The sequence below is a fragment of the Cytobacillus sp. Bac17 genome, from assembly GCF_024519925.1.
Classification (GTDB): Bacteria; Bacillota; Bacilli; order Bacillales; family Cytobacillaceae; genus Cytobacillus; species Cytobacillus pseudoceanisediminis.
This window is the reverse complement of sequence record NZ_JALJRC010000034.1, coordinates 1-20,212: the sequence shown is the minus strand read 5'-3', so window position 1 is coordinate 20,212 and position 20,212 is coordinate 1. Positions and strand designations below refer to the sequence as shown.

At 40.4% G+C, this 20,212-nt stretch carries 20 protein-coding genes; 5 read left to right on the top strand and 15 right to left on the bottom strand.

Annotated features, from left to right (window positions below; genetic code table 11):
* Nucleotides 1-38: 38 nt before the first annotated feature.
* The 4 genes from NR125_RS24890 to NR125_RS24875 all read right to left on the bottom strand — a co-directional run bounded on the left by NR125_RS24890 (nucleotide 39) and on the right by NR125_RS24875 (nucleotide 3,060).
* Nucleotides 39-848: an endonuclease I family protein gene (locus NR125_RS24890; RefSeq protein WP_251175499.1), complete on the bottom strand. Its 810-nt coding sequence runs from the start codon at nucleotides 846-848 to the stop codon at nucleotides 39-41.
* Nucleotides 845-1,810 (bottom strand): S8 family peptidase, encoded by a 966-nt coding sequence (locus NR125_RS24885; protein WP_019379936.1) that lies wholly within the window; start codon nucleotides 1,808-1,810, stop codon nucleotides 845-847. The genes NR125_RS24890 and NR125_RS24885 overlap by 4 nt, the downstream gene beginning before the upstream one ends.
* 199 nt (nucleotides 1,811-2,009) lie before the next feature.
* A complete protein-coding gene (locus NR125_RS24880; protein ID WP_019379935.1) occupies nucleotides 2,010-2,522 on the bottom strand; it encodes a mismatch-specific DNA-glycosylase in 513 nt (170 codons plus the stop codon).
* A 100-nt stretch (nucleotides 2,523-2,622) separates the two neighbouring features.
* Nucleotides 2,623-3,060 carry a peptidylprolyl isomerase gene (locus tag NR125_RS24875; RefSeq protein WP_019379934.1) on the bottom strand — a complete coding sequence of 146 codons (438 nt, stop codon included), beginning with the start codon at nucleotides 3,058-3,060 and terminating at the stop codon, nucleotides 2,623-2,625.
* Between the two features lie 164 nt (nucleotides 3,061-3,224).
* Between NR125_RS24875 and NR125_RS24870 the strand changes: the two genes are divergently transcribed.
* Nucleotides 3,225-3,881: an MtnX-like HAD-IB family phosphatase gene (locus NR125_RS24870; protein WP_251175497.1), complete on the top strand. Its 657-nt coding sequence runs from the start codon at nucleotides 3,225-3,227 to the stop codon at nucleotides 3,879-3,881.
* A gap of 346 nt (nucleotides 3,882-4,227) precedes the next feature.
* Here NR125_RS24870 and NR125_RS24865 read toward each other — a convergent pair whose 3' ends face one another.
* From NR125_RS24865 to NR125_RS24845, 5 genes are all read right to left on the bottom strand, one after another.
* The gene (locus NR125_RS24865) at nucleotides 4,228-4,752 is read right to left on the bottom strand and encodes an HD domain-containing protein (RefSeq protein ID WP_009334606.1); all 525 of its coding nucleotides are present in this window, start codon (nucleotides 4,750-4,752) and stop codon (nucleotides 4,228-4,230) included.
* Between the two features lie 21 nt (nucleotides 4,753-4,773).
* Nucleotides 4,774-4,968, bottom strand: a complete 195-nt coding sequence (locus NR125_RS24860; protein ID WP_071159139.1) for a hypothetical protein — start codon at nucleotides 4,966-4,968, stop codon at nucleotides 4,774-4,776.
* Between the two features lie 177 nt (nucleotides 4,969-5,145).
* The gene (locus NR125_RS24855; RefSeq protein ID WP_256816328.1) at nucleotides 5,146-7,224 is read right to left on the bottom strand and encodes a transglycosylase domain-containing protein; all 2,079 of its coding nucleotides are present in this window, start codon (nucleotides 7,222-7,224) and stop codon (nucleotides 5,146-5,148) included.
* A gap of 131 nt (nucleotides 7,225-7,355) precedes the next feature.
* Nucleotides 7,356-8,330, bottom strand: coding sequence for a ring-cleaving dioxygenase (locus NR125_RS24850; protein WP_019379884.1), 975 nt, complete (start codon nucleotides 8,328-8,330; stop codon nucleotides 7,356-7,358).
* 231 nt (nucleotides 8,331-8,561) lie between these two features.
* The gene (locus tag NR125_RS24845) at nucleotides 8,562-10,799 is read right to left on the bottom strand and encodes a DEAD/DEAH box helicase (protein ID WP_256816326.1); all 2,238 of its coding nucleotides are present in this window, start codon (nucleotides 10,797-10,799) and stop codon (nucleotides 8,562-8,564) included.
* Nucleotides 10,800-10,979: 180 nt separating this feature from the next.
* On the opposite strand from NR125_RS24845, the gene NR125_RS24840 reads away from it, so the two are divergent.
* Nucleotides 10,980-11,153: a hypothetical protein gene (locus NR125_RS24840; RefSeq protein ID WP_019379882.1), complete on the top strand. Its 174-nt coding sequence runs from the start codon at nucleotides 10,980-10,982 to the stop codon at nucleotides 11,151-11,153.
* A 6-nt stretch (nucleotides 11,154-11,159) separates the two neighbouring features.
* On the opposite strand, the gene NR125_RS24835 is transcribed toward NR125_RS24840, so the two are convergent.
* From NR125_RS24835 to NR125_RS24820, 4 genes are all read right to left on the bottom strand, one after another.
* Nucleotides 11,160-12,422: a glycoside hydrolase family 18 protein gene (locus tag NR125_RS24835; RefSeq protein ID WP_256816324.1), complete on the bottom strand. Its 1,263-nt coding sequence runs from the start codon at nucleotides 12,420-12,422 to the stop codon at nucleotides 11,160-11,162.
* A gap of 223 nt (nucleotides 12,423-12,645) precedes the next feature.
* Nucleotides 12,646-13,332, bottom strand: a complete 687-nt coding sequence (locus NR125_RS24830; protein ID WP_009334599.1) for a hypothetical protein — start codon at nucleotides 13,330-13,332, stop codon at nucleotides 12,646-12,648.
* Between the two features lie 152 nt (nucleotides 13,333-13,484).
* Nucleotides 13,485-14,063, bottom strand: coding sequence for a TerD family protein (locus NR125_RS24825; protein WP_009334598.1), 579 nt, complete (start codon nucleotides 14,061-14,063; stop codon nucleotides 13,485-13,487).
* A 116-nt stretch (nucleotides 14,064-14,179) separates the two neighbouring features.
* The gene (locus tag NR125_RS24820; protein ID WP_009334597.1) at nucleotides 14,180-14,761 is read right to left on the bottom strand and encodes a TerD family protein; all 582 of its coding nucleotides are present in this window, start codon (nucleotides 14,759-14,761) and stop codon (nucleotides 14,180-14,182) included.
* A 246-nt stretch (nucleotides 14,762-15,007) separates the two neighbouring features.
* Between NR125_RS24820 and NR125_RS24815 the strand changes: the two genes are divergently transcribed.
* Nucleotides 15,008-15,937, top strand: coding sequence for a 3'-5' exonuclease (locus NR125_RS24815; protein ID WP_009334596.1), 930 nt, complete (start codon nucleotides 15,008-15,010; stop codon nucleotides 15,935-15,937).
* 150 nt (nucleotides 15,938-16,087) lie between these two features.
* Nucleotides 16,088-16,990, top strand: coding sequence for an aldo/keto reductase (locus NR125_RS24810; RefSeq protein WP_251157013.1), 903 nt, complete (start codon nucleotides 16,088-16,090; stop codon nucleotides 16,988-16,990).
* Nucleotides 16,991-17,040: 50 nt separating this feature from the next.
* Here NR125_RS24810 and NR125_RS24805 read toward each other — a convergent pair whose 3' ends face one another.
* A complete protein-coding gene (locus NR125_RS24805) occupies nucleotides 17,041-17,529 on the bottom strand; it encodes a hypothetical protein (RefSeq protein ID WP_019379879.1) in 489 nt (162 codons plus the stop codon).
* 292 nt (nucleotides 17,530-17,821) lie between these two features.
* Here NR125_RS24805 and NR125_RS24800 point away from each other — a divergent pair, with 292 nt between their 5' ends.
* Nucleotides 17,822-18,859: a coiled-coil domain-containing protein gene (locus NR125_RS24800; protein ID WP_251157012.1), complete on the top strand. Its 1,038-nt coding sequence runs from the start codon at nucleotides 17,822-17,824 to the stop codon at nucleotides 18,857-18,859.
* Between the two features lie 40 nt (nucleotides 18,860-18,899).
* Here NR125_RS24800 and NR125_RS24795 read toward each other — a convergent pair whose 3' ends face one another.
* Nucleotides 18,900-19,850 carry a LysM peptidoglycan-binding and 3D domain-containing protein gene (locus NR125_RS24795; RefSeq protein WP_256816321.1) on the bottom strand — a complete coding sequence of 317 codons (951 nt, stop codon included), beginning with the start codon at nucleotides 19,848-19,850 and terminating at the stop codon, nucleotides 18,900-18,902.
* Between the last annotated feature and the right edge of the window lie 362 nt (nucleotides 19,851-20,212).

Genomic DNA, 20,212 nt, shown 5'->3' with positions numbered 1-20,212 from the left:
TAAAACAAACCCGCCTGAGTTTCAGGCGGGCTCTCTTATTATCCTAACATTTTCTTAGCATGTTCCGGAAAATCAATAAATGGGTTGCGGTTTCCCTGGAGTTCTTGAATGGCAGCGTTTCTATGCTTTTCATATACAGTCACTGGATATTCTGCATGCCATCTCAGTAAAATCTGCATATCCATCTTTTCTTCGATTTTAATTACTTTTTTATATCTGACAGCAAAATAGAATACTGCTCTTGCGGCAATACCCTTTCCATATTCAGGCTCAAACTTTTCCTGTTCTGCCATTCCGCATCCGTTCCTGATACTCTCAGCCTCGAAATCCGGAGCATAGGTTTCAAAATCAAAGTAGGGGAAGTTGCTTCTCATACTGTTGCATGCCGGTTCACAGGCAAACAGGTGATGGAGATCCCCTCTCATTGGCTGCCTTTCCTCAAACCAGGATTGTGGAACGACATGTTCGGTATTAAAAATTACTCTTTCAATGCTGCTATAGCCGCTTTCCTGAATCGACTGCAGAAGCTTGAGATCCTGGTCAATGGCTTTAAGCGGGTCCATCCCTTTCCCGGAATATAAACTTTTTAGCTTGAGATTTTCCTGCAGATCCACCCATGGATATACATACTGGTGGGGTGAGTAATCCAATTGCCGGTTATGGGTACGAACCACCAGAGTATGGATTTGTTCTGGGATGTCTTCTTTTTCTAAATCAAGGGTGCTGTAGTAATCCTCCAGATTGATTTTATCCTTCTGAGCATCGTAATAGGGTTCATTCTGAGCATTTTCAATATACTTTGACTGAGCCTCTGCCCATGCGGCTGAAATATTGTTCACTTTAATCATATAGCATTATGGACCATGGATTTGAATTTTTGGTCAAAGATCCCGGCTAAATGCTCAGGTACGGTTAAATAAACAAGACCGTTTCCTTCCAGTTTAGGCGAATTGCCTAATGGAACTGTCCTTCTGATTAATTGTGCATATAGTTCTGGTTCTGAAAGCTTTCTTTCAAATTGCTTGTTTGCTAAATCTTTGATTAGGGCCAGCGCACCTGAAACGTGTGGTGCTGCCATTGAAGTGCCGCTAAGCGTTGCGTATTTCCCGTTTAAGAAGGTAGATAATATCTCTTCACCAGGTGCCACCAAATCAATTTCATTATGTGAGTTTGTAAATTCGGAAGAATCCCTCTCAAGGTTTACAGCACCCACACTAATCACCTCATTGTAGCAGCCAGGATAAGCAAACTCGTCTGTAGAATCGTCCCCATCCCCTTCATTTCCTGCTGCGCAGACGACAAGGATATTCTTTTTAACAGCCGCTTTTATCGCATCATGCAGTTCAGGAACATCGGCTGGTCCGCCAAGTGACATGGAAATGATATCAGCATTTTGTTCGATGGCATAATGAATGCCATTGATGATCCATTCATATTGGCCGGAACCATCCTTATTTAAGACCTTCACAATAAGGAGATCTGCTTCAGGAGCTACCCCAATGACACCAGCATCGTTTTCATGCGCAGCGATAGTTCCAGCAACATGTGTGCCGTGGCCATTATAGTCTTTGAAAATATTTGGATCGCTGTTATCGTCATCTGTAAAATTCCGTCCTCCTGTTATTCGATCCTTCAGATCAGCATGGCTTAGGTCGCATCCGGTGTCCAAAACAGCAATTTTAATTCCTTTTCCTTTTGTTTCGTTCCACATTTTTGGCGCCTGTATTAAATCCACGCCTTTTGGAACTTCCAAAACTTCCTCTTCCTGACGAATCACCTTAAAAGGAATAACACGAACATATTGCTCCATTTCTTTCCCTCCTTAAGAGATTAAATTGAAGCTGGTTCTTGCTGTTGAATCTATTTTAACAATTCTGAATATTAATTAACAGTACCGTTGGTAGGGGAAATTACTAGAATAATGTTTGTGAAAAAGGAAGAATGTGTGCTATTTGCCCTATGAAATGGCATTAGGCTGACCAGGCGGCAAACCATTCAAGTAACTGGTTTTATATGAGAGTTTTTAATAGCTTCGGAATCTCCGCATAGATTTGAATGATTTCATCCATTTTCATTCGGACCAGTCCAGAAGACGAAGGAGCAGCAAAATCAATTGTTCCGGGAACCACAGATTCCTCCTGTACTCCCCATGGCAGCTTCTTTTTGCGGCTGTATTCCTGATATACTCCTTTTCCAACAAAGCAAATGACTTTTGGCTTAAGTTCAACTACTTTTTTAATCAGTTCTTCTCTGCCTTCTTTATATTCTTCCTTTGTTATTTCGTCCGCTGCTTTAGTTGGCCTGGAAACAATATTTGTCATCCCATATCCCAGATCCAATAATTTATAGTCCTCCGCTGCGCTGTATCTTCTGGGAGTTAACCCCGATTCATGGAGAATTTTCCAAAACCGGTTATTAGGATTTGCAAAATGATGACCTGTTTCTCCTGAACGGATACTCGGATTGAAGCCGACAAAAAGCAAATCAAGATTTTCTTTTAAATGATCTTTTATAGGCTCCATATAATCATCCTTTCATTATTGGCAAGGTACTTTTATATTATATAAAATCACCTGGGTATAAAACAAAAAAGAGCCATTTCGGCTCTTTTTGCTGAACTATTTATCCTTCAAAAATTTCAACTTTCTCCATAACATCGCCATTTCTCATCGCTTTGACTGCTTCAATGCCTGAAGTTACTTTTCCAAAAACAGTGTGAACACCGTTTAGATGAGGCTGTGGCTCATGAACGATAAAGAACTGGCTTCCGCCTGTATCGCGGCCCGCGTGTGCCATAGATAGTGAACCTTCTTCATGCTTATGAGGGTTGCCTTCTGTTTCACATTTGATTGTATATCCAGGTCCGCCAGTTCCTGTTCCATTAGGGCAGCCTCCTTGGCTTACAAACCCAGGAATTACACGATGGAAAGACAAACCATTATAAAAGCCTTCGTTCGCAAGCTTTTTGAAATTTTCAACTGTCCCTGGTGCCGCTTCAGGATATAGTTCAAATTCAACCTTTTCACCGTTTTTCATTAATATGTATCCTTTTTCTGCCATACTAATCATCTCCTTATGTAAAAATCAAATTAATAATACCATTAATCTCTCCAGGAATAAAATTAAAAGACGTTTTTTCACTGATTGAAAATAAATAACAAAGGGTAAAGTTAAAATAGCATAGCAGCATAAAAAGCAGAAATGTCTTATTGGAGGTTTATAGAATGAAAAAGTGGGCTTTTGTCTCAGATTTTGACGGAACAATATCAAAAAGAGACTTCTATTTGATTATGATGGATAAATATTTTCCGGAGGGGCGCAAGCTGATGCCCAAATGGAAGGCTGGGGAGATAAAGGATATCGACTTTTTGAATAAAGTCTTCACTTCCATCAATCAGGATGAAGAACAAATTATAAACGATATTTATTCAATAGAAATTGATGAATATGTACCTGACTTTATCAAAAAGGTTCAGCAGAACGGCGGAGATTTTTATATTTTGAGTGCTGGCACAGACTATTATATTTATCACCTATTAAAAAAATATGGAGTGGAACATGTAAAGGTTTTTTCGAATGAAGGGCATTATCATGAGAAGAATGTGCACATGAATATAGATGAGAATCATCAGCATTACTCTGAAAGATATGGCATTGATAAATCGAAGGTCATTCAGGACTTAAAGAAGGAATATGAAACTGTGTTTTTTATTGGGGACAGTGAACCGGATTCCCACCCGGCGGAGTATGCTGACATTACTTTTGCCAAAAATGGGCTTCAGGATCTTCTTCGGAAAAAAGACATAGCATTTGTGCCGGTAGAAGAATTTAGAGAAGTGGAAAATTATTTAAAGGAAAAAGGCATATTGCCAAATCCATAATCTTCACGCCAGGGCAAATCCGCTTTTATTGCCCTGGCATGTTTGTATGTACTTAACCAAATAGCTCCAAGAATAATATTAGGATAAATATGATAAATGCATAAAATGAGAGATGCAGAAATACAGTTGTTAATTTAAATTTGATTTCTTCCACATTAAATGACTGTTGTCTTCGAGTCCTTGCTCTCACTGCCGCAACACCATCCCTGGACATAATAATATTGATAATCGGATTATTTCTATCATAAATTATATTTCTTCATGAAATAGGCGCTTCCCTTCAAAAAATAACAGTTCATAAGTAACGGATTTCCTGGGGAAGCGCATAACATGACAGAAATTTAGGTTATTCTTCTTTTTTCTTAAGGTAATCATCAATCTTATTATCGAGTATTTCGAGGCTTTTCATAGCCCGCCCAAAATCGAGTTCACGATAATGATGCGCTCCTCCGGGTTCTTCATCTTTTTCATCTGCCAATTTGACTATGGATTGCAGCGGAGTTCTTACAACCTCACCGCCAGGCAGAAATGAATCCGTGTGAAAAAGGATGGCTAAGGCTATTTCTTTAGCTTTAATCGGGTTTTCTCCAAGCCTGATTAGGAGTTTGTGTGCCCGCTCAGCACCTTTAATGGCATGAATGTCATTCAGCCGGTAAAGGTCGTAATCCCACTTTCCATTTTTGTACCAGGTATAATGGCCAATGTCATGCATGAAACCTGCTTTAGCCGCGGAATCAACGTCTTCTCCGGATTCTTGTGCAAGCTGGAAAGCATGATAGGCAACTGCAATAGCATGAGCGATGCCGGAGCGTGTAATATATTTCTGTGCGATCCGATGCTGATATATGTCGGTTAGTTTTACATCTCTCATGTAATCCCCCTCCAATCAGGATTAAAATTTCTTATTGAGCTTTTTTTGCTTATTCATTACTTCATATGATTTTTCAATAATATCTGTTAAAACGTCGCCTTTATAAATCCTGCCGAGTTTCGTGTTTTCCTGATAATAATCAACAATTTCATCGAGCATATTTGAAGTCTCTCTTGTTATGCGGACGTTAAGCTGAATACGGGTTTCTCCACTCATTTGAATCCTCCTAGCCATTAATATCTGAAAGCTAGCAACGCGCTAGCATATGCTGTCGTTTTGTTAGTGTGTGCTATAAATATTTAGATTACACTGTTTTCCTGAATTATTCCAGTATAAAGTTTACTTGAGGCACAAAAAGAGAGAATGGCTATTTTGGCCATTCTCTCTTTTCTTTTAATTGCTGAATTGATCCCATTTGTCTTTCAGGTATCTGCCGAATTCCTCAAGTTCCTGCTTGCCTTCGCTCAATTTTTCCTTCCAAATGGGAAGATCCTCCCTCAATTTGCCTTCAAATTTTTCGGCCTGTTCTTTAAAGGTTTGTCCAATTTCCTCTGTTAATTCCTTTTTTTCCAGCTTTTCATTTATCGATTTAGTAGTAAATTCCTCTTCCTGCATATATGGCAGGCTTGATTCCATAATCGCTCTAAATACAGGTACTGCTGTTTCAGAGCTGCTTTTTGACAGATAATGTTCCCTGTCAGTCTGGTCATACCCCAGCCAAACGGCGCCAACCAAATTCGGCGTATAGCCAACAAACCACTGATCTTTCGTTCCGTTAATGTCTTTATATGGGAGCTGGGTTGATCCCGTTTTTCCGGCAATTTGAACTCCTTCTATCTTTGTTGCGCTTCCTGTACCCGTTTCAACCACATTTAACAGCATGGAAGTCATTTGATTCGATACTGTTTTTGTCGTAACCTTAACTGTTTCTTTGTCGCGTTCGGCAATGATGCTGCCTGTTGGGCCTACTATTTTCGTAATTAAATGGGCATCCTGCCGCTTTCCGCCATTTGGAAATGCAGCATATGCTTCTGCCATCTTTAAGGGTGAGACGCCTTTTCTCATCCCGCCTAAGGCAATCCCTAAATATTCATCTTCTTTTTCAAGCGGTATGCCGAACCTGTCAAGTGCATCCAGACCTTTATCAAGTCCAATTTCATTAAGGAGCCAAACCGCTGGGACATTGATAGAGTCTTCCACAGCTTTATACATGGACACTTCGCCCGCGTATTGTCCGGATGCATTAGCTGGTGTGTAATCTCCATATGTCACTTTTTCATCTTTAAGCATGGATGTTGGTGAGTAGCCTTCTTCAAGTGCTGGTGTGTAGACAGCTAGTGGCTTAAGTGTTGATCCAGGCTGGGCCTTGATGTGTGTGGCCCTGTTGAATCCTCTGAATACATGTTCACCTCTGCCTCCGACAAGCCCTCTGACACCCCCTGAAGCAGGATCAAGAAGGACAGCTCCACTCTGGACGATCTCTCCGTTCATTCCTGGAGGGAAGATTGAGTCCTTTTCATAAACATTTTCCAGGCTTGATTGCAGATTTTGATCCATTTCCGTATATATTTTGTATCCTCTAGTAAAGATTTCTTCCTGGGTTAATCCGTACTTATTTATAGCTTCATCCAGTACGGCATCAACATAGTAGGGGTATTTTCTTTCTTGCTTGCTTCGTGTCCCTTCCTTTAATTGGATCTTTTCATTTACAGCGTCCTTATACTCTTCGGCTGAAATCATCTTGTGCTCTTTCATCTTTCCAAGTACAACATTTCTTCTTTTCATTGCCCGTTCGTAATGATTGTAAGGATCGAGCGCAGAAGGCGATTGGAGCAGCCCTGCAAGCAGTGCGCTTTCGCTTATGCTCAGTTCCTTTGGGGTTTTGCTGAAATATTTATTGGATGCTTGTTCGATTCCCCATGAACCGCTTCCGAAGTATACCTGATTTAAATACATTTGCAGGATTTCATCTTTTTTATAATTTTTTTCGATTTCTACGGCCAGAAACAGCTCTTCAGCTTTTCGCTTATACGTCTGTTCAGGGGAAAGCAAAGCATTTTTGGCCAGCTGCTGAGTAATCGTACTTCCCCCGCCCGTTATGCCACCAGCAAATAAATTGCCAAAAAAGGCTCTGGCAATTCCTTTAATATCAAATCCGTTATGCTTATAAAAGCGTTCATCTTCAATCGCAATTACGGCATTGCCTACATGATCCGGCAATTCTTCAATATTTGCACCCTCTGCCCTATTCTCGGCAAGTCCTGCAGCAGCATCGCCATCTTTATCGTAAATAACAGTTGACTGCCTTAAACCTTCTTTTAAGGTCTCCACGTTTGCTGTAGCTGCCAGAAATGCAAAAAATAGAATGGTTAAAAGTATTATTGTTAGTGTTAAAAGAAGCAGGATTTGTGTCAGGTGTTTTTTTCGCCAAAACCCAGCAAAAGCTTCTTTGAAACGCTGAAATTTTTCCATGATGACTCCTTCTCTATTCTTTAAGTTCCATTATTATATCCCCTTATTATATATTAAACGAACAAACTCCATAAAAAGTTTCAACTTCAAAAGGAAGGGACGAACACTTTTGTTCATCCCTAAACACTATTCTATTCACTTTTCGTGTCCAGTGGTGTAATCTTTGCCTCGATTTCCTCCCGGCTGTCTTCAATATATGGGGGTAGTGCCAGCTTTTCTCCCAATTGCTCGAAAGGTTCATCTGCTTCGAATCCAGGTCCGTCTGTTGCCAGTTCAAAAAGAATACCGTTTGGTTCCCGGAAATATAAAGATTTGAAATAATACCTCTCCACAAAACCGGAGCTTGCAATCCGTAATTCTTTCAGTTTTCGTACCCAGTTTCTTAATTCATCTTCATTTTCCACCCGAAAAGCAACATGGTGGACACTTCCGCGGCCTGGACGCTGCTTGGGCAAGTCATGGCTTTCTTTAATATGAATTTCTGCCCCGTTTCCTCCTTCACCGGTTTCAAATACAACTACAGTATCTTCATCCAAAGAATATTCTCCTATTCTCCGATATTCCATTACTTCTGTAAGCAGATTTGCGGTGGGTCCGAGTTCAGAGACGGTGAGCATTACGGGTCCAAGCCCGATTATACCGTGGTTTGGAGGAACAGCAGCTCGATCCCATGGCTTCCCGCCTTTTACTCCTTTATTATTTTGATCGGAAATCAGGGCCAAACGCTGCCCTTCGAAATCTTCAAAGAACAGCATCTTCTTTCCGTTTGCTTCTCTTATTTCTCCATGTAAAACTTCTTGTTCTGATAGTCTCTTTTTCCAATAAAGAAGCGATTCATCAGATGGCACACGCAGAAATGTACAAGTTATACTGTCAGTCCCCCTGTAAGTGCGGCCAGCATTTTTGATTTCAAAAAACGTTAAGTCAGTGCCAGGGTTACCCCTTTCATCCGCATAAAATAAATGATACATCGTGGTATCATCCTGGTTTACTGTCTTCTTAACAAGCCGCATTCCAAGGATTCTGGTGAAAAATTCATAGTTCTTCTGAGCATTGGCTGTTATGGCAGAGACATGATGCTGGCCTTTTAATGGTTTCATATTCATATGATCACAACCCTAATCAATGTATTTTAGGTATATTTTGATTGAACAATGAAAGGAATGCAACGGAAGAGCACAAAAAACTCTTGTTTCTTTTATAGAATAATGCTATATTAGTAAAGCGATGAGCTAATTGCATAAGACGACTGACAAGCCTAACTGGCAATGCACTATGTGGAGTGCAGTCGGGTCGCCGCAATACGTATAAAAAGACGCCTCTCTGGGGCGTCTTTTTTATTTTAATTGAGATGTAAGATACGAGCATACAGCTGTTGATTGAAGCCTTGCAGCTACATATGGGGGCCGTGCGCTATTATGGCTCTCTGCCGGCATGCCCAGCCACAAAATATGTCCGTCAATTATGACGCCGGGAAATGGAATGCCGTTTGGCAATATTTCATCAGGAGCAGCGGAAGGGATAGAATGCTCGGCAAGCATGGTAAGCTTCGTTTGCGGAGGCCTCCCTGAAAGTGCCTGACCCCACTCATTCCCCAGTTCCTTGCCATCAGGCAGGGAAATAATAATCTCCTTTTTAGCTTTAGAAATATCCTCAAACACTTTTTCCAGCTTTCTTGCATGCACCCATTGGAGGCGTGGATGCTGATTTTTGATCCATCTGCCAATCTGATCAGGATGAATGGCCTGTCCATTGTGCAGCTGGTGGTCTGCCAGCTTCCGCCACGTTTTGTTTTTAAATACGTTGTTGTGTATAAATTCCAAATCGCAAATATGAATAAATTTCCCCTTGGTTCTAGTTATGGCAACATTCAATAATCTTTCGCTTTCTTTCCCGATTAATAGCATTCCAGCTCTCTCATGGGTCGGAGCATCTACAGAGTCAAAAATCATGACATCCCGTTCACTTCCCTGAAAACGGTGAACTGTTGCAGCGATAATATCAGCTGCAGACCTTTCCTGCTCGTATAGCTCACCCAGAAGCTGTTCCATTAATAATGCCTGTGCCCGATACGGGGTGACATAACCTATGGACCTGCTTCCTCCTGTATAAGCTTCATGTATTAACTGAAATCCCAGCAAAAGATCCCATAAATTGATTCTTGAATTCGAACTGCCATCTTTCATGCCATATTCACCTGATCCGGCTGTATTGAGCAGGATCGAGGCTTTGGCGGGAAAAGGCGTGCAGGCAGCGATATCAGCTCTTGCAGCCAAAACATCCGGATGGTCACCAACAAGAGAATGATAGATATGTTTATTCGAAAATGCTGAAATGTCCGGGTGCATACGGCGCTGCTCTTTTAATAGAAAAAGGTGCGGATGCAAGTGTCCATCCTTAACTGCGTCTGACACGCCAGAGTGATGAAAGATATCCTCCCTTAGCCATTTTTCGGACAATTTATGTCTTGATGCAGCAATAGGAGGAAGCTGTTTGAAATCCCCGCAAATGATGACTCTTTTGCCAAGTGAAGCTGCAAAGGCAGCCTGTGGAACATAAGCCATGCTGGCTTCATCGATGATGACTAAATCAAAATTTTTCTCGTAAATTGACGGATCACTTGCGGCTTTTGCCAGTGTTGTTCCAATAATAGAAGCATTTTTTACAAACTCTATTTCTTTTTGCCTGATCTTTTCAAGTACTCCAGATAGCTTCTTTTCTATTTCAATAAGATGGTCGGAATCTCTCTTGCTGAAGGATCGGGATAAATCCTGTTTAAGCAGGCGGCGTTCCTCAAATAGAGCAGCTTTTTGCTCCGAGAGATTTGTATGCTGCTTATTTAAAAGATATTCGGCTGTTAATGAATGATGATCGAATAGTGCTGGACCGACTTGTGACCCGTAACGAAGCAGATCTCCATCAGGAATTTTTCGTTTGCATGATGCAAAGGATGAAATTTCTGCCATTAGGACATCTATTGCCTGATTTGAGTGGGCCAGAATGAGAACACTTTGTCCTTTAAAGTATTTGTTAGCGGCCACACGTGCCAGTGTATAGGTTTTTCCTGTGCCTGGCGGTCCCCAGACATAAGTGGCTGGATTGTACTTAGAACGCAAAATCAATTCATGGGCACCAGTCTTTACCTTATCGGCAGGGTGCTTTGGTGGCATGGAAGGATTCATCAATTTTTTTATCCTATTTCTTTTTCTTTTACTGTCTTTTATGTCCTCTAAGCGCTGAAAAAGCTGATCCAATAGCTCCCAGGGATCATGAAGCAAATATGCTTCCGATAGCTCGATTCCAATATCCTCTTCTAATGCCACTATGACATTATTTCCTTCCGCAGATAGGACTCTTCCTTCCACTCTCTTTCTTCCCCATTCGATTTTTATGGACGATCCAGTTGGAATTTTAATGGCAGAAAGTGTATCAAAAAAATAGGTATATGCATCTGATTTTGAAAGCTGCCGTCCATTTATTATTAAGTAGCGGGAACTCCCATATTTTTTTAAATGTAAGATCTCAGCCTGGATGGCTTTTTGCCACTCTCTTATAAAGCCAAGTGTTGATGTCATTTTGTATCTTCCTTTGTTCACTATGGTATTCAATTAGACTAATATATCATTTACTTGGCGATATGCAAAAAAAAATAATGGAACCTGAATGATTCCATTAACATCAATAGGGTTAATTCCACAAAAGTATGAGATAATGTGTTAATAACACTTTATATGTGTAAAGAAAGAGGGATCAGTGTGAAGCGCAGAAATAAGTTTGAGCATAATGATATTGTTATTCTGATTGACACGGGAGAGAAAGTTACGATCAACAAAACCTGTTATGTGGCGAAAATGAAGAAATACACATATACGATTAAAGAAAAACCAAAAATGTTTTATTTTGAAGAAGAAATGAAGGAGCTTCTTTAAAAAGGGCTATAGAATAGTAAAATTTTTATCCGCAAATGCCCAGTTCTGAGGAAATCGCAAGCTTAATTGCCAGTATGTCATCCCTAAAAGATTATACTGGTCAATTAATTTATATTTTTCAGTAATGCTGCGGATATCTTCAAACCAGACCACATGTTCTTCTTCTCCGTTCCAATATCGGAACCATGGGGATGCTGCATAAGCATCGAATTGAATAACTGCTCCTCTGCTTAATGCTAAATTCTGAATGGCTTGCATGGAAAATGAGCGGGTTAGATTATCCGCAGTTCTCCAGTCATATCCATATAACGGCAAAGCTATTTGCAGTTTTTTCGGGTCAATCTGGGTGATCGAATATTGAATGACTTCTTCAACCCACCATAGTGGAGCGACGGGATTAGGAGGACCAGTGGGATAACCATAGTCCATGGTCATGACTGCAACAATATCGGCGCCCTCCCCAATTGCTTTATAATCATATGCCCCTATTATCCGGTTTGCCGGGAGATCTTCTGTCTTAGCATGTACATTGACATGAAGCACTTTTGGACCTAAGGCATTTTTTAATTCTCTAATGAATGAATTGAAATCCTGGCGCTTTGGCGGCGGGATAAATTCAAAATCCAGGCTGATGCCTCCATAACCTTTTTGAGTGACAAAATTCATCAGGCTTAAGATTAAGTTCCTCCTATTTGCCGGACTTTCAAGCACCCCGCCAATCAGTTCTGCATTAAATTCACCTTGTGCAAGATTTCTGATCATCAGCAGCGGAATGACATCCAGCCGGCGGCTTTCTGCCAATATGGCTGAATCGTCAAGTTCAATATATGCGTAACCTTCCCTTGTTAAAGAATAGGCAGAAATGGCGATGTAGGTTAAGTTCTTTGCTGTTTCCCTGAAAGCGGGTAAAAAAGTATCAGGAGAATACGGGACTATGAACCCTAATGTTTTCATGACTAATCTGCTTGGTGATGGAATATTTAACTTCTGCCCGATATATAGACCCTCCGGCCTTATTTCCGGGTTTGCTGACAGGATAAGATTAATTGTAGTTTGAAAACGCTGGGAAATGCTCCATAATGTATCTCCCGGCTTTACCAGATAAGACCTGATAACTGGTCCGCTTTCAGGAATGTACAGCGCTAAACCAGGGATGATACCAGGTCCGTTCTCAAGGCCATTAGCCGTTCTTATATCCAGGGTAGGAACATTATACTTTTGAGAAATGGCCCAAAGGCTATCGCCTGCCTGAACGATATGAATCCCCATGATGCACCTCTTTTCACCTGCTTTTAATCAGTTTATGGGGGAGTCAAGCCTGATTAGTACCAACAGAGAAATACAGTCAATTGTAAAATTTTAAAAGATTTTTATTAGGGGAGTGATTCGGTGCTGGCTGAAGGGTGAACGAGTTATTTCTTTTTCTGCTGATGACAAAAACAAGTGGCTTCAAGAATTCTTGATAGCCACTTGTTCATTTCGGTATGAATAATTACTGATAATCAGCCTCATGCCCGCTCAGGGAATCCATGTGGCTGGCGATCATGGCAATGATTGTGCTTGCCTCTTCTTTGCTGAAGATAAAGTGATCTTCATCTTTGATCATTTCTTCGTCATCTGTCCAAATGCGGTTAACCCTGCGAAGGACTCCATCACCGGTTTCCTGGACCACTCCAAACTGATAGGATACCTCCACTTCGTCTTCCTTGAAAAAGGCAGTTACTTCAGGAGTTTCCCACTCTACATCTACTTCTTCAAAGATATCATCTTCGCCATCAAGGTCATATTCGTCGTCAATGTCGAAATCTTCCTCTTCTGAAACATATATTTCTTCATCATCTTCAAATGCAAAATGATCTTCATCCTCGCCATTCATATAATCGTGAAGGCTTTCGTGGACTGTATCGATTATGTCTTCAATATCAAAAAGCATGGTTTTAGAAGTATGTCCCAGCTCAAAATCAAAGTCTTCTACATAGAATTCTTCATTATGCGGATCAAAGAATAGAGTGCAAAAATACTCTCTGTCATTATCACTGGTTTCAATAAAAAACTCCATTCTGGGATGCTTGGCACCCCGGTCAATCGACATATGGCCAATCTGATCATATTTACTGCAAATCGATTCAAGATGGTCCTGCAACTCACCGCTTACCCTGTCAAACCATTCAAGTGACATACTGCATCCCTTCCTCTCAAGGTTTTTCTCACACCTATTTTGCCCATTCGCAATTTTTTAAGTATGGGATTAATAACCATCAGCATTGGCTGAGGGTTCTCACTTGACAAACAAAATAGGCACCCAAACCATTTGGGTGCCATGAAGGAAAATTAAACCTGCAGTCCATAGTTGCGGCAAAGAGCTGCCAAGCCGCCTGAGAAGCCGCTGCCAATGGCATTGAACTTCCAGTCATTCCCGTGGCGGTATAATTCACAGAAAACGACTGCTGTTTCAATTGAAAAATCTTCTCCTAGATCAAAACGCAGCAGCTCCTGATTATTGGATTCATCCACTAATCTTACGAATGCATTGGAAACCTGGCCGAAATTTTGCTGCCTTAATTCTGCATCATGAATAGTTACAGTTATGCCAATACGATGAACATGTGAAGGTATTTTGGTAAAGTCGACAACAAGCTGCTCATCGTCTCCGTCTCCTTCACCTGTACGATTGTCTCCTGTATGTATAACTGCTCCGCTTGGATGCTGCAGATTATTATAGAAAATAAAATCATGGTCATTTACACATTTACTGGTTTCATCTGCAAGAAATGCAGATGCGTCAAGGTCAAAATCATGACCGCCGCTATATTTGTTCGTGTCCCAGCCCAGCCCGATAATGGCTCTAGTGAGGCCAGGATTTGTTTTAGTCAGATCAATTCTTTGACCTTTTGATAATTGTATACCCAAGATAATCACTCCTTCATAACACAGGTCCTTTTTTTAGGCAGGTCATCAATATGAGGGGAATACACCCTAAAGAGAAAGCCAGGGAAAAGCTGCTGCTCTGCCTGGAATAATGGAAGTTAACCTACCTGCAAACCGAAGTCTGTCGCAATACGGGCAAGTCCTCCCTGATAGCCTGAACCCACGGCAGAAAATTTCCATTCGCCATTATGACGGTATAATTCTCCTACAACAATGGCAGTTTCAATGGAGAAATCTTCTCCTAAATCATAACGGATTAACTCTTCATTTGTTTCTTCATTAATGATTCTTACAAATGCATTTGAGACCTGACCAAAGTTTTGACCGCGGCCTTCCCCATCATGGATCGTAATGACAAAAGAAATCTTCTCAATGGAGGCAGGAACAGCACTAAGGTTAACTTTAACCTGCTCGTCATCGCCATCGCCCTCACCTGTTCTGTTATCACCTGTATGCAGGACTGAGCCATCGCCGCCTTCAAGCTGGTTGTAGAAAATAAAATCTTTATCAGATGCACACTTGCCATTTGCATCTAATAAAAACACACTGGCATCGAGGTCGAAATCCAAGCCACCATCATATTTATTCGTATCCCAGCCGAGTCCTACTATTACTTTAGACAACCCGGGGTTAGTTTTTGTTAAATCAATTTTTTGCCCTTTCGATAAAGAAATACCCATCCTTCATCCATCCTTTCAAGTTCAATAATTTTTAGAGAAATCGCTATCATATTTGCGACTGAAAACTATGTACCCTTTAAGTGTAAACGTTTCAAAAGAAATCGTAAACCGATTTGCCATTGCACTGGGAAAAAAGTTTCATTCCTGCCAAATATCTTGATGGATAATTCTGTTCCTTCCTTTTTTGCCCGTCATTCTTTATAATATCTTGTTGGATAGCTGGATATTATAAAGGGGGGAAGGCGTATGGCCGAGCTAAAACAGCTGATATTCTTTGATTTTGAAATGCTATGCAGCAAAAATGGTATGCTTTTTGAAGATATGGAGGCCATTCGCCTTGGTGCTGTAAAAGTTGAACTTGAAACAGGTAAGGTAACTGGATTTGACAGGTTCATTCGTCCGCAGCAGGACTCGCCGCTTAGCCCATTCTGCAAAGAATTGACGGGGATATCCGATTCTGATTTAAAAACAGCAGATGACTTTTCTGAGGTGTTTAAAGATTTTCTCTTTTGGGTCGGCGGAGTTAAAAAAGCAAGATTCTATTCCTGGTCGACCAGTGACATCTTAAGATTAAAAGCCGATGCTTTCAGGCATAATCTTCCCCAAGCTACGATTGATAAGATTACCAAAAGATATGTCGATTTTCAGGCTATTTTCACAAAAAGAGCTTCCCGGACTGCAGCTTCAGTGGAAAAAGCATTGTCTTTCTATGACCTTTCTTTTATTGGAGAACCCCATCATCCCATGTATGACGCCTATAATACTTTACGGATATATCAGTCATTTGAAGAACAGAATGTAAAGACCGATTTCATTATGCTGCAGCAGTTTATATTTCAGGAAGCTGAACTTCCTCCTATTGAAAGGCTCAGCCAGGAACTTAAGAATATTTTCCAAAAAGACTTGATAGAATTCTATTCCCATTTAAATGATGCTTTTCGTATGAAAGATGCTTGGAAATTGATAAAGAAAACTAAAAAGCTTGTTGAAAAATATGAGAATATCCTTCTCAGCCGGTCAGGCGTTTTTGATAAAGAATTGATTTCCAATGTTGAGGAATTAACCACTTTTTATCACGAACTTCAAACAGCTTATAAAGAGCATTGTTCATACCCATCAAAAATTATGATTCTGCATGAACAAATGGTTGAACCGCTGCAGAAAATATGCGGATAAAAATGAGGTGACAAAACAGTTGCCTCTTATTTTTATGCCTCTAATTTATGATGATCCAGCACCCTTTGCAATGCCGAAGAACGTTTAGCTTGGTATTCTTTGCATTTTCAGAGATAATAACAGTGCGAAAAAAATTGGGAGATGATACTTTTGGATAGAGTGCAGATGGCAGAGGATCTGTCGTTTTCAAGAATCGTACATGGTCTATGGAGACTGGCTGAATGGAAATTATCAGATGAAGAATTAATCACCTTAATAGAAAAGTGTTTGGAGCTGGGAATAACGACATTTGATCATGCCGATATATATGGCAGCTATACATGTGAAAGCCTGTTTGGAAGGGCTCTTGAGAAAAAGCCGGAGCTCCGCAAAAAAATGGAGATTGTAACGAAATGCGGGATTGTACTCCAGTCACCAAATCGCCCTGAGCATAAATCCCATCATTACAATACAGGAAAAAAACATATTATTGCTTCGGTTGAGAAATCTTTGCAAAATCTGAGAACAGATTACATAGATACCCTGCTCATTCATCGTCCTGATCCTTTTATGGATCCGGAAGAAGTTGCTGAGGCATTTTCAGTTTTAAAGGCTGCTGGTAAGGTAAAGCATTTTGGGGTATCCAATTTTAAACGCCATCAGTTTACGATGCTTCAGTCATATCTTGATATGGATCTGATTACAAATCAAATTGAACTTTCTGCCTATCATCTGGAGAACTATGAGGATGGCACATTAAATCTGTGCATGGAAAAAAGAATCGCACCGATGGCCTGGTCCCCTTTGGCTGGCGGGAAAATTTTCAGCGGTACTGAAGAAAAACCGGAACCCCTTAAAGCGGCATTACATAAAGTCGCAGAGGAAATCGGGGCAAGTGATATTGATGAAGTTTTATTTGCTTGGCTCTTAAATCATCCTGCCCGAATCATGCCAATTGTCGGGTCCGGCAAGATTGAAAGAATTGAACGTGCAGCCGGTTCATTGTCTTACAAACTTAACAGGGATCAGTGGTTTGAGATTTTTCAAAGTTCAATGGGGCATGATGTGCCTTAATATATACAAACAGCCCTATTCAAAATCGAATAGGGCTGTTTGCTGGGCATTTATTGGAAAACGCTGTTAAAAGCTGGAGCAGATAGTTCCACTTCTTCAAAAACTTTAGTCATTGAATTGATATATTCCTCTTTAAATGGCTCTGCTTCCGACATATCCTGGGATCCTGCTTTTACCAGCTCAGCTTTTTTAGCATAGTATTGAGAAAGGCTATCAACCGCCGCCTCAATATCCTTAGTGTAGTCTGTTAATTCTTCTGGTACAGACACGGCTTTCGCTTCCTTTTCAAAAGCTGCAGCTGCTTCAGCTGGATCCTGACCTTCAGCGGTCAAGTTTGCATCTGTGTTTCGAATTACCTTTGTCACTTCTCCCTGATAGCTTAAAAGAGCCGAGCGCACTTCTTTGCCTTCATCAGCGGCCTCTGTCGTCTCAGCTGTGGCCTCTTCCTTTTCATCCCCTTTAGAAGCCTCTTCGTTTGAGCATGCTCCAAGCATTAATGTCAGTGCAGCTGCCGAAATCAAGAAAGATAATTTCTTCATGTGATGGTCCTCTCTTTCTTTTTGTTTTAGAGGTAGTTTTGGTTGACTCCCTATGTATTCAGATCCATGACATCGCCTGCCAATTTACTGACAATTAATAATTTACCTATTTTTTCAATTTTTTGCAACACTTTTTAGTACGATTTGCGAAATTTCGTGGAATCGGGACCCTCATGTTCACTATGCTTATCAGCATCAAATTTGAATTGTTCAGGTTTTATAGGATAGTGCCCATCCCTCTCAAAAGGGCTGGCATAGGCTATTATAAAAGTTAAAACTGAGGAGTGTTCCTATGGCCAAACAATCAAATGCGGATGGAAACCCTAAGCTTTATCTAAGCCATTCTGACACTGTTTCCAATCAGGGTACTTATCGGCTGAACTTTCTCCAGGAAGTACTGAAAGAACAGCAAACTGTTAATACCCGTATATCCGAAACATATGAAAATATGAAAAATCAGCTCGATGATTCCTTTTCTGACTTGAGTAAACTTGTAAAAAAAGCAGCTGGAAAACAAAATTATCATATTGAGCATTTGACAGCTAAGCTTGAAAAGCAGGATGCTTTTTTAATAAGTTTTATGGAAATGATGAACCAGCGCGAAAAGGAAAATGATACTTTGAATAAAAGGCTGGCTGCACTGGAGGAACTAAATAAAGCAATAATGGAAACTCTTGAAAATGAAGAGCAGGTAAATCAGAAGATACTAGAACAAGTATCATTCCAGGAAGCGGCAACTCAGGCACTTTCCCGGAAGTTTGATAAATTTGACGCTTTTACTGAGGAAGCTGTTTCAAATTTTAAAGCTCAGGAAGAACTGAAAGAAGAATTAAGCAAAAAGCTTGATGTTCAGGAAGTATTTCATAATACAGTAATGGAACGTTTAGAACAGCAGTTCTCTGCATTTTCGGAGGAAAAAGCTGAGAATTATGGAATACAGGAGCAAATAAAAGAAGAAATAAATAAAAACTTTGGTTTACAGGAAGTTTATCATAATAAGGTTATAGAACGTCTAGAGCAGCAGTTTGCAGCATTTTCAGAGGAAGCTGAGAAAAAGTTAAATACACAGGAGCAAATGAAAGAAGAATTAAACAAGAAGCTTGGTGTACAGGAACAGGCCAGCAAGTCGATAATGGAACGCTTAAACCGGCAGGAAGCAATCACAGAAAAAATCAGCAGGCAATTAGACAATCTTAAATCGGTTGTTTACGAGCGGGCCTCTCACCTTTCTGAACGATTTGAAAAAAGCTTTAAACAGCTGGCAAAACCAGTCCATAGTTTCTTTGTAAATCAGGAGGAAAAAGCAAGAGGAAGCAATGATAAAGAGTAAAGAAAAGAAGGCACCCAAAAAGGTGCCTTCTTTTCTAGTATTAATCTAGAATTGTAACTTTAACTGTTTTTCTGCCGAAATTGATTGCGTCTTCCTGAGATGGCATGAAGATATCGATCTTGTTGCCTTTAATGGCTCCGCCAGTATCACCTGCTACAGCATTACCATAACCTTCAACATGGACTTTAGTTCCCAGTGGTATCACATTAGGATCCACAGAGATTACTTTTTGATCCGGATTCTCTTTTAAATTGATTCCTGTAGCAGTAATTCCTGAGCATCCTTCACAATCGGCTGTGTAGGCTGTTGCTTCCATATTCAGCACATTTTGAGCTGTTTCATTATTTGCAGTTTCAGCGGGTGCTTCTGCTTCAGCCTCGGCAGCAGGCTTGGATTCCGCTTCAGCCTTGGCCGGCTCTGTTGCAGGCTTAGCTTCCGCAGCAGGTTTCGCAGGCTCTGGTTCTGGATTTGACTTTGCTTGTGGCTTTGCTTCTGGCGCCGCTTGTGCAGCTTTTTCAGCTGGCTGTGTTTCTTTTGCTACAGTCTGTTCAGACTTTTGCACAGGAGCTGAAACCGTTTTTGCAGGTTTAGCTGATGTTGATGGAGCCTCAGCAACTGCAGCGTTAACAGCTTTAGCATTCGGGTAAAGGATTAATTCATTGTCAGGCAGAATTAAATCAGAGCTTAAGTTGTTCCATTCTTTGATTGCCTCTGCTGTGACGTTATGTTCTCTTGCTATATCCCAAAGAGTATCGCCTTTTGATACTATGTATTTCTTTTCCGGATATACATTAAGTACATCTTCTGGATGGATGATATGAGAAGACAACCCATTCCATTCTTTTATCATATCAACTGGTGTATTATATGTTTGGGAAAAATCCCAAAGAGTATCGCCTTTTTTGACTGTCACTTCTTCTGCTTGTACATTAGCACCTGCTGTTCCGGTGATTGCCGCAGCAGCTACAAAAGATAAAATTGATTTTTTCATGTTGTAAAACCTCCCGTATAGCTCGTTTTTAGCTAACGGGATTAATAATAACATGGAATCTTTACTAAAAAAGAACAAACAGATAATAATCCCGTTACACACATAACAGAACGATAACAAACATATTTCAGAGAAAAGGGCACTATAAAGGCAAATTCATGTTTTTCCTTGATATCATGGGAATCTCTCCAATGTTATGATATTTTTCCTATATATTGGAAAATCAATTATTAAACAGGACAGGAATTATTTTCTAACAAAAAAGCCAATCCTTTTGGGATTGGCTACAGACTGTCGACAAACTCGATGAAAATCGTGCTTGTCTGCAGTCTTTTTTATTTTAAAATAGAAGTAATACAATG

Excerpts from the sequence above, each read along its gene's own strand:
- NR125_RS24890 (WP_251175499.1), bottom strand. The coding sequence starts at position 848 with ATGATTAAAGTGAACAATATTTCAGCCGCATGGGCAGAGGCTCAGTCA.
- NR125_RS24885 (WP_019379936.1), bottom strand. The coding sequence starts at position 1,810 with ATGGAGCAATATGTTCGTGTTATTCCTTTTAAGGTGATTCGTCAGGAA.
- NR125_RS24880 (WP_019379935.1), bottom strand. The coding sequence starts at position 2,522 with ATGGAGCCTATAAAAGATCATTTAAAAGAAAATCTTGATTTGCTTTTT.
- NR125_RS24875 (WP_019379934.1), bottom strand. The coding sequence starts at position 3,060 with ATGGCAGAAAAAGGATACATATTAATGAAAAACGGTGAAAAGGTTGAA.
- NR125_RS24870 (WP_251175497.1), top strand. The coding sequence starts at position 3,225 with ATGAAAAAGTGGGCTTTTGTCTCAGATTTTGACGGAACAATATCAAAA.
- NR125_RS24865 (WP_009334606.1), bottom strand. The coding sequence starts at position 4,752 with ATGAGAGATGTAAAACTAACCGACATATATCAGCATCGGATCGCACAG.
- NR125_RS24860 (WP_071159139.1), bottom strand. The coding sequence starts at position 4,968 with ATGAGTGGAGAAACCCGTATTCAGCTTAACGTCCGCATAACAAGAGAG.
- NR125_RS24855 (WP_256816328.1), bottom strand. The coding sequence starts at position 7,224 with ATGGAAAAATTTCAGCGTTTCAAAGAAGCTTTTGCTGGGTTTTGGCGA.
- NR125_RS24850 (WP_019379884.1), bottom strand. The coding sequence starts at position 8,330 with ATGAATATGAAACCATTAAAAGGCCAGCATCATGTCTCTGCCATAACA.
- NR125_RS24845 (WP_256816326.1), bottom strand. The coding sequence starts at position 10,799 with ATGACATCAACACTTGGCTTTATAAGAGAGTGGCAAAAAGCCATCCAG.
- NR125_RS24835 (WP_256816324.1), bottom strand. The coding sequence starts at position 12,422 with ATGGGGATTCATATCGTTCAGGCAGGCGATAGCCTTTGGGCCATTTCT.
- NR125_RS24830 (WP_009334599.1), bottom strand. The coding sequence starts at position 13,332 with ATGTCACTTGAATGGTTTGACAGGGTAAGCGGTGAGTTGCAGGACCAT.
- NR125_RS24820 (WP_009334597.1), bottom strand. The coding sequence starts at position 14,761 with ATGGGTATTTCTTTATCGAAAGGGCAAAAAATTGATTTAACAAAAACT.
- NR125_RS24815 (WP_009334596.1), top strand. The coding sequence starts at position 15,008 with ATGGCCGAGCTAAAACAGCTGATATTCTTTGATTTTGAAATGCTATGC.
- NR125_RS24805 (WP_019379879.1), bottom strand. The coding sequence starts at position 17,529 with ATGAAGAAATTATCTTTCTTGATTTCGGCAGCTGCACTGACATTAATG.
- NR125_RS24800 (WP_251157012.1), top strand. The coding sequence starts at position 17,822 with ATGGCCAAACAATCAAATGCGGATGGAAACCCTAAGCTTTATCTAAGC.
- NR125_RS24795 (WP_256816321.1), bottom strand. The coding sequence starts at position 19,850 with ATGAAAAAATCAATTTTATCTTTTGTAGCTGCTGCGGCAATCACCGGA.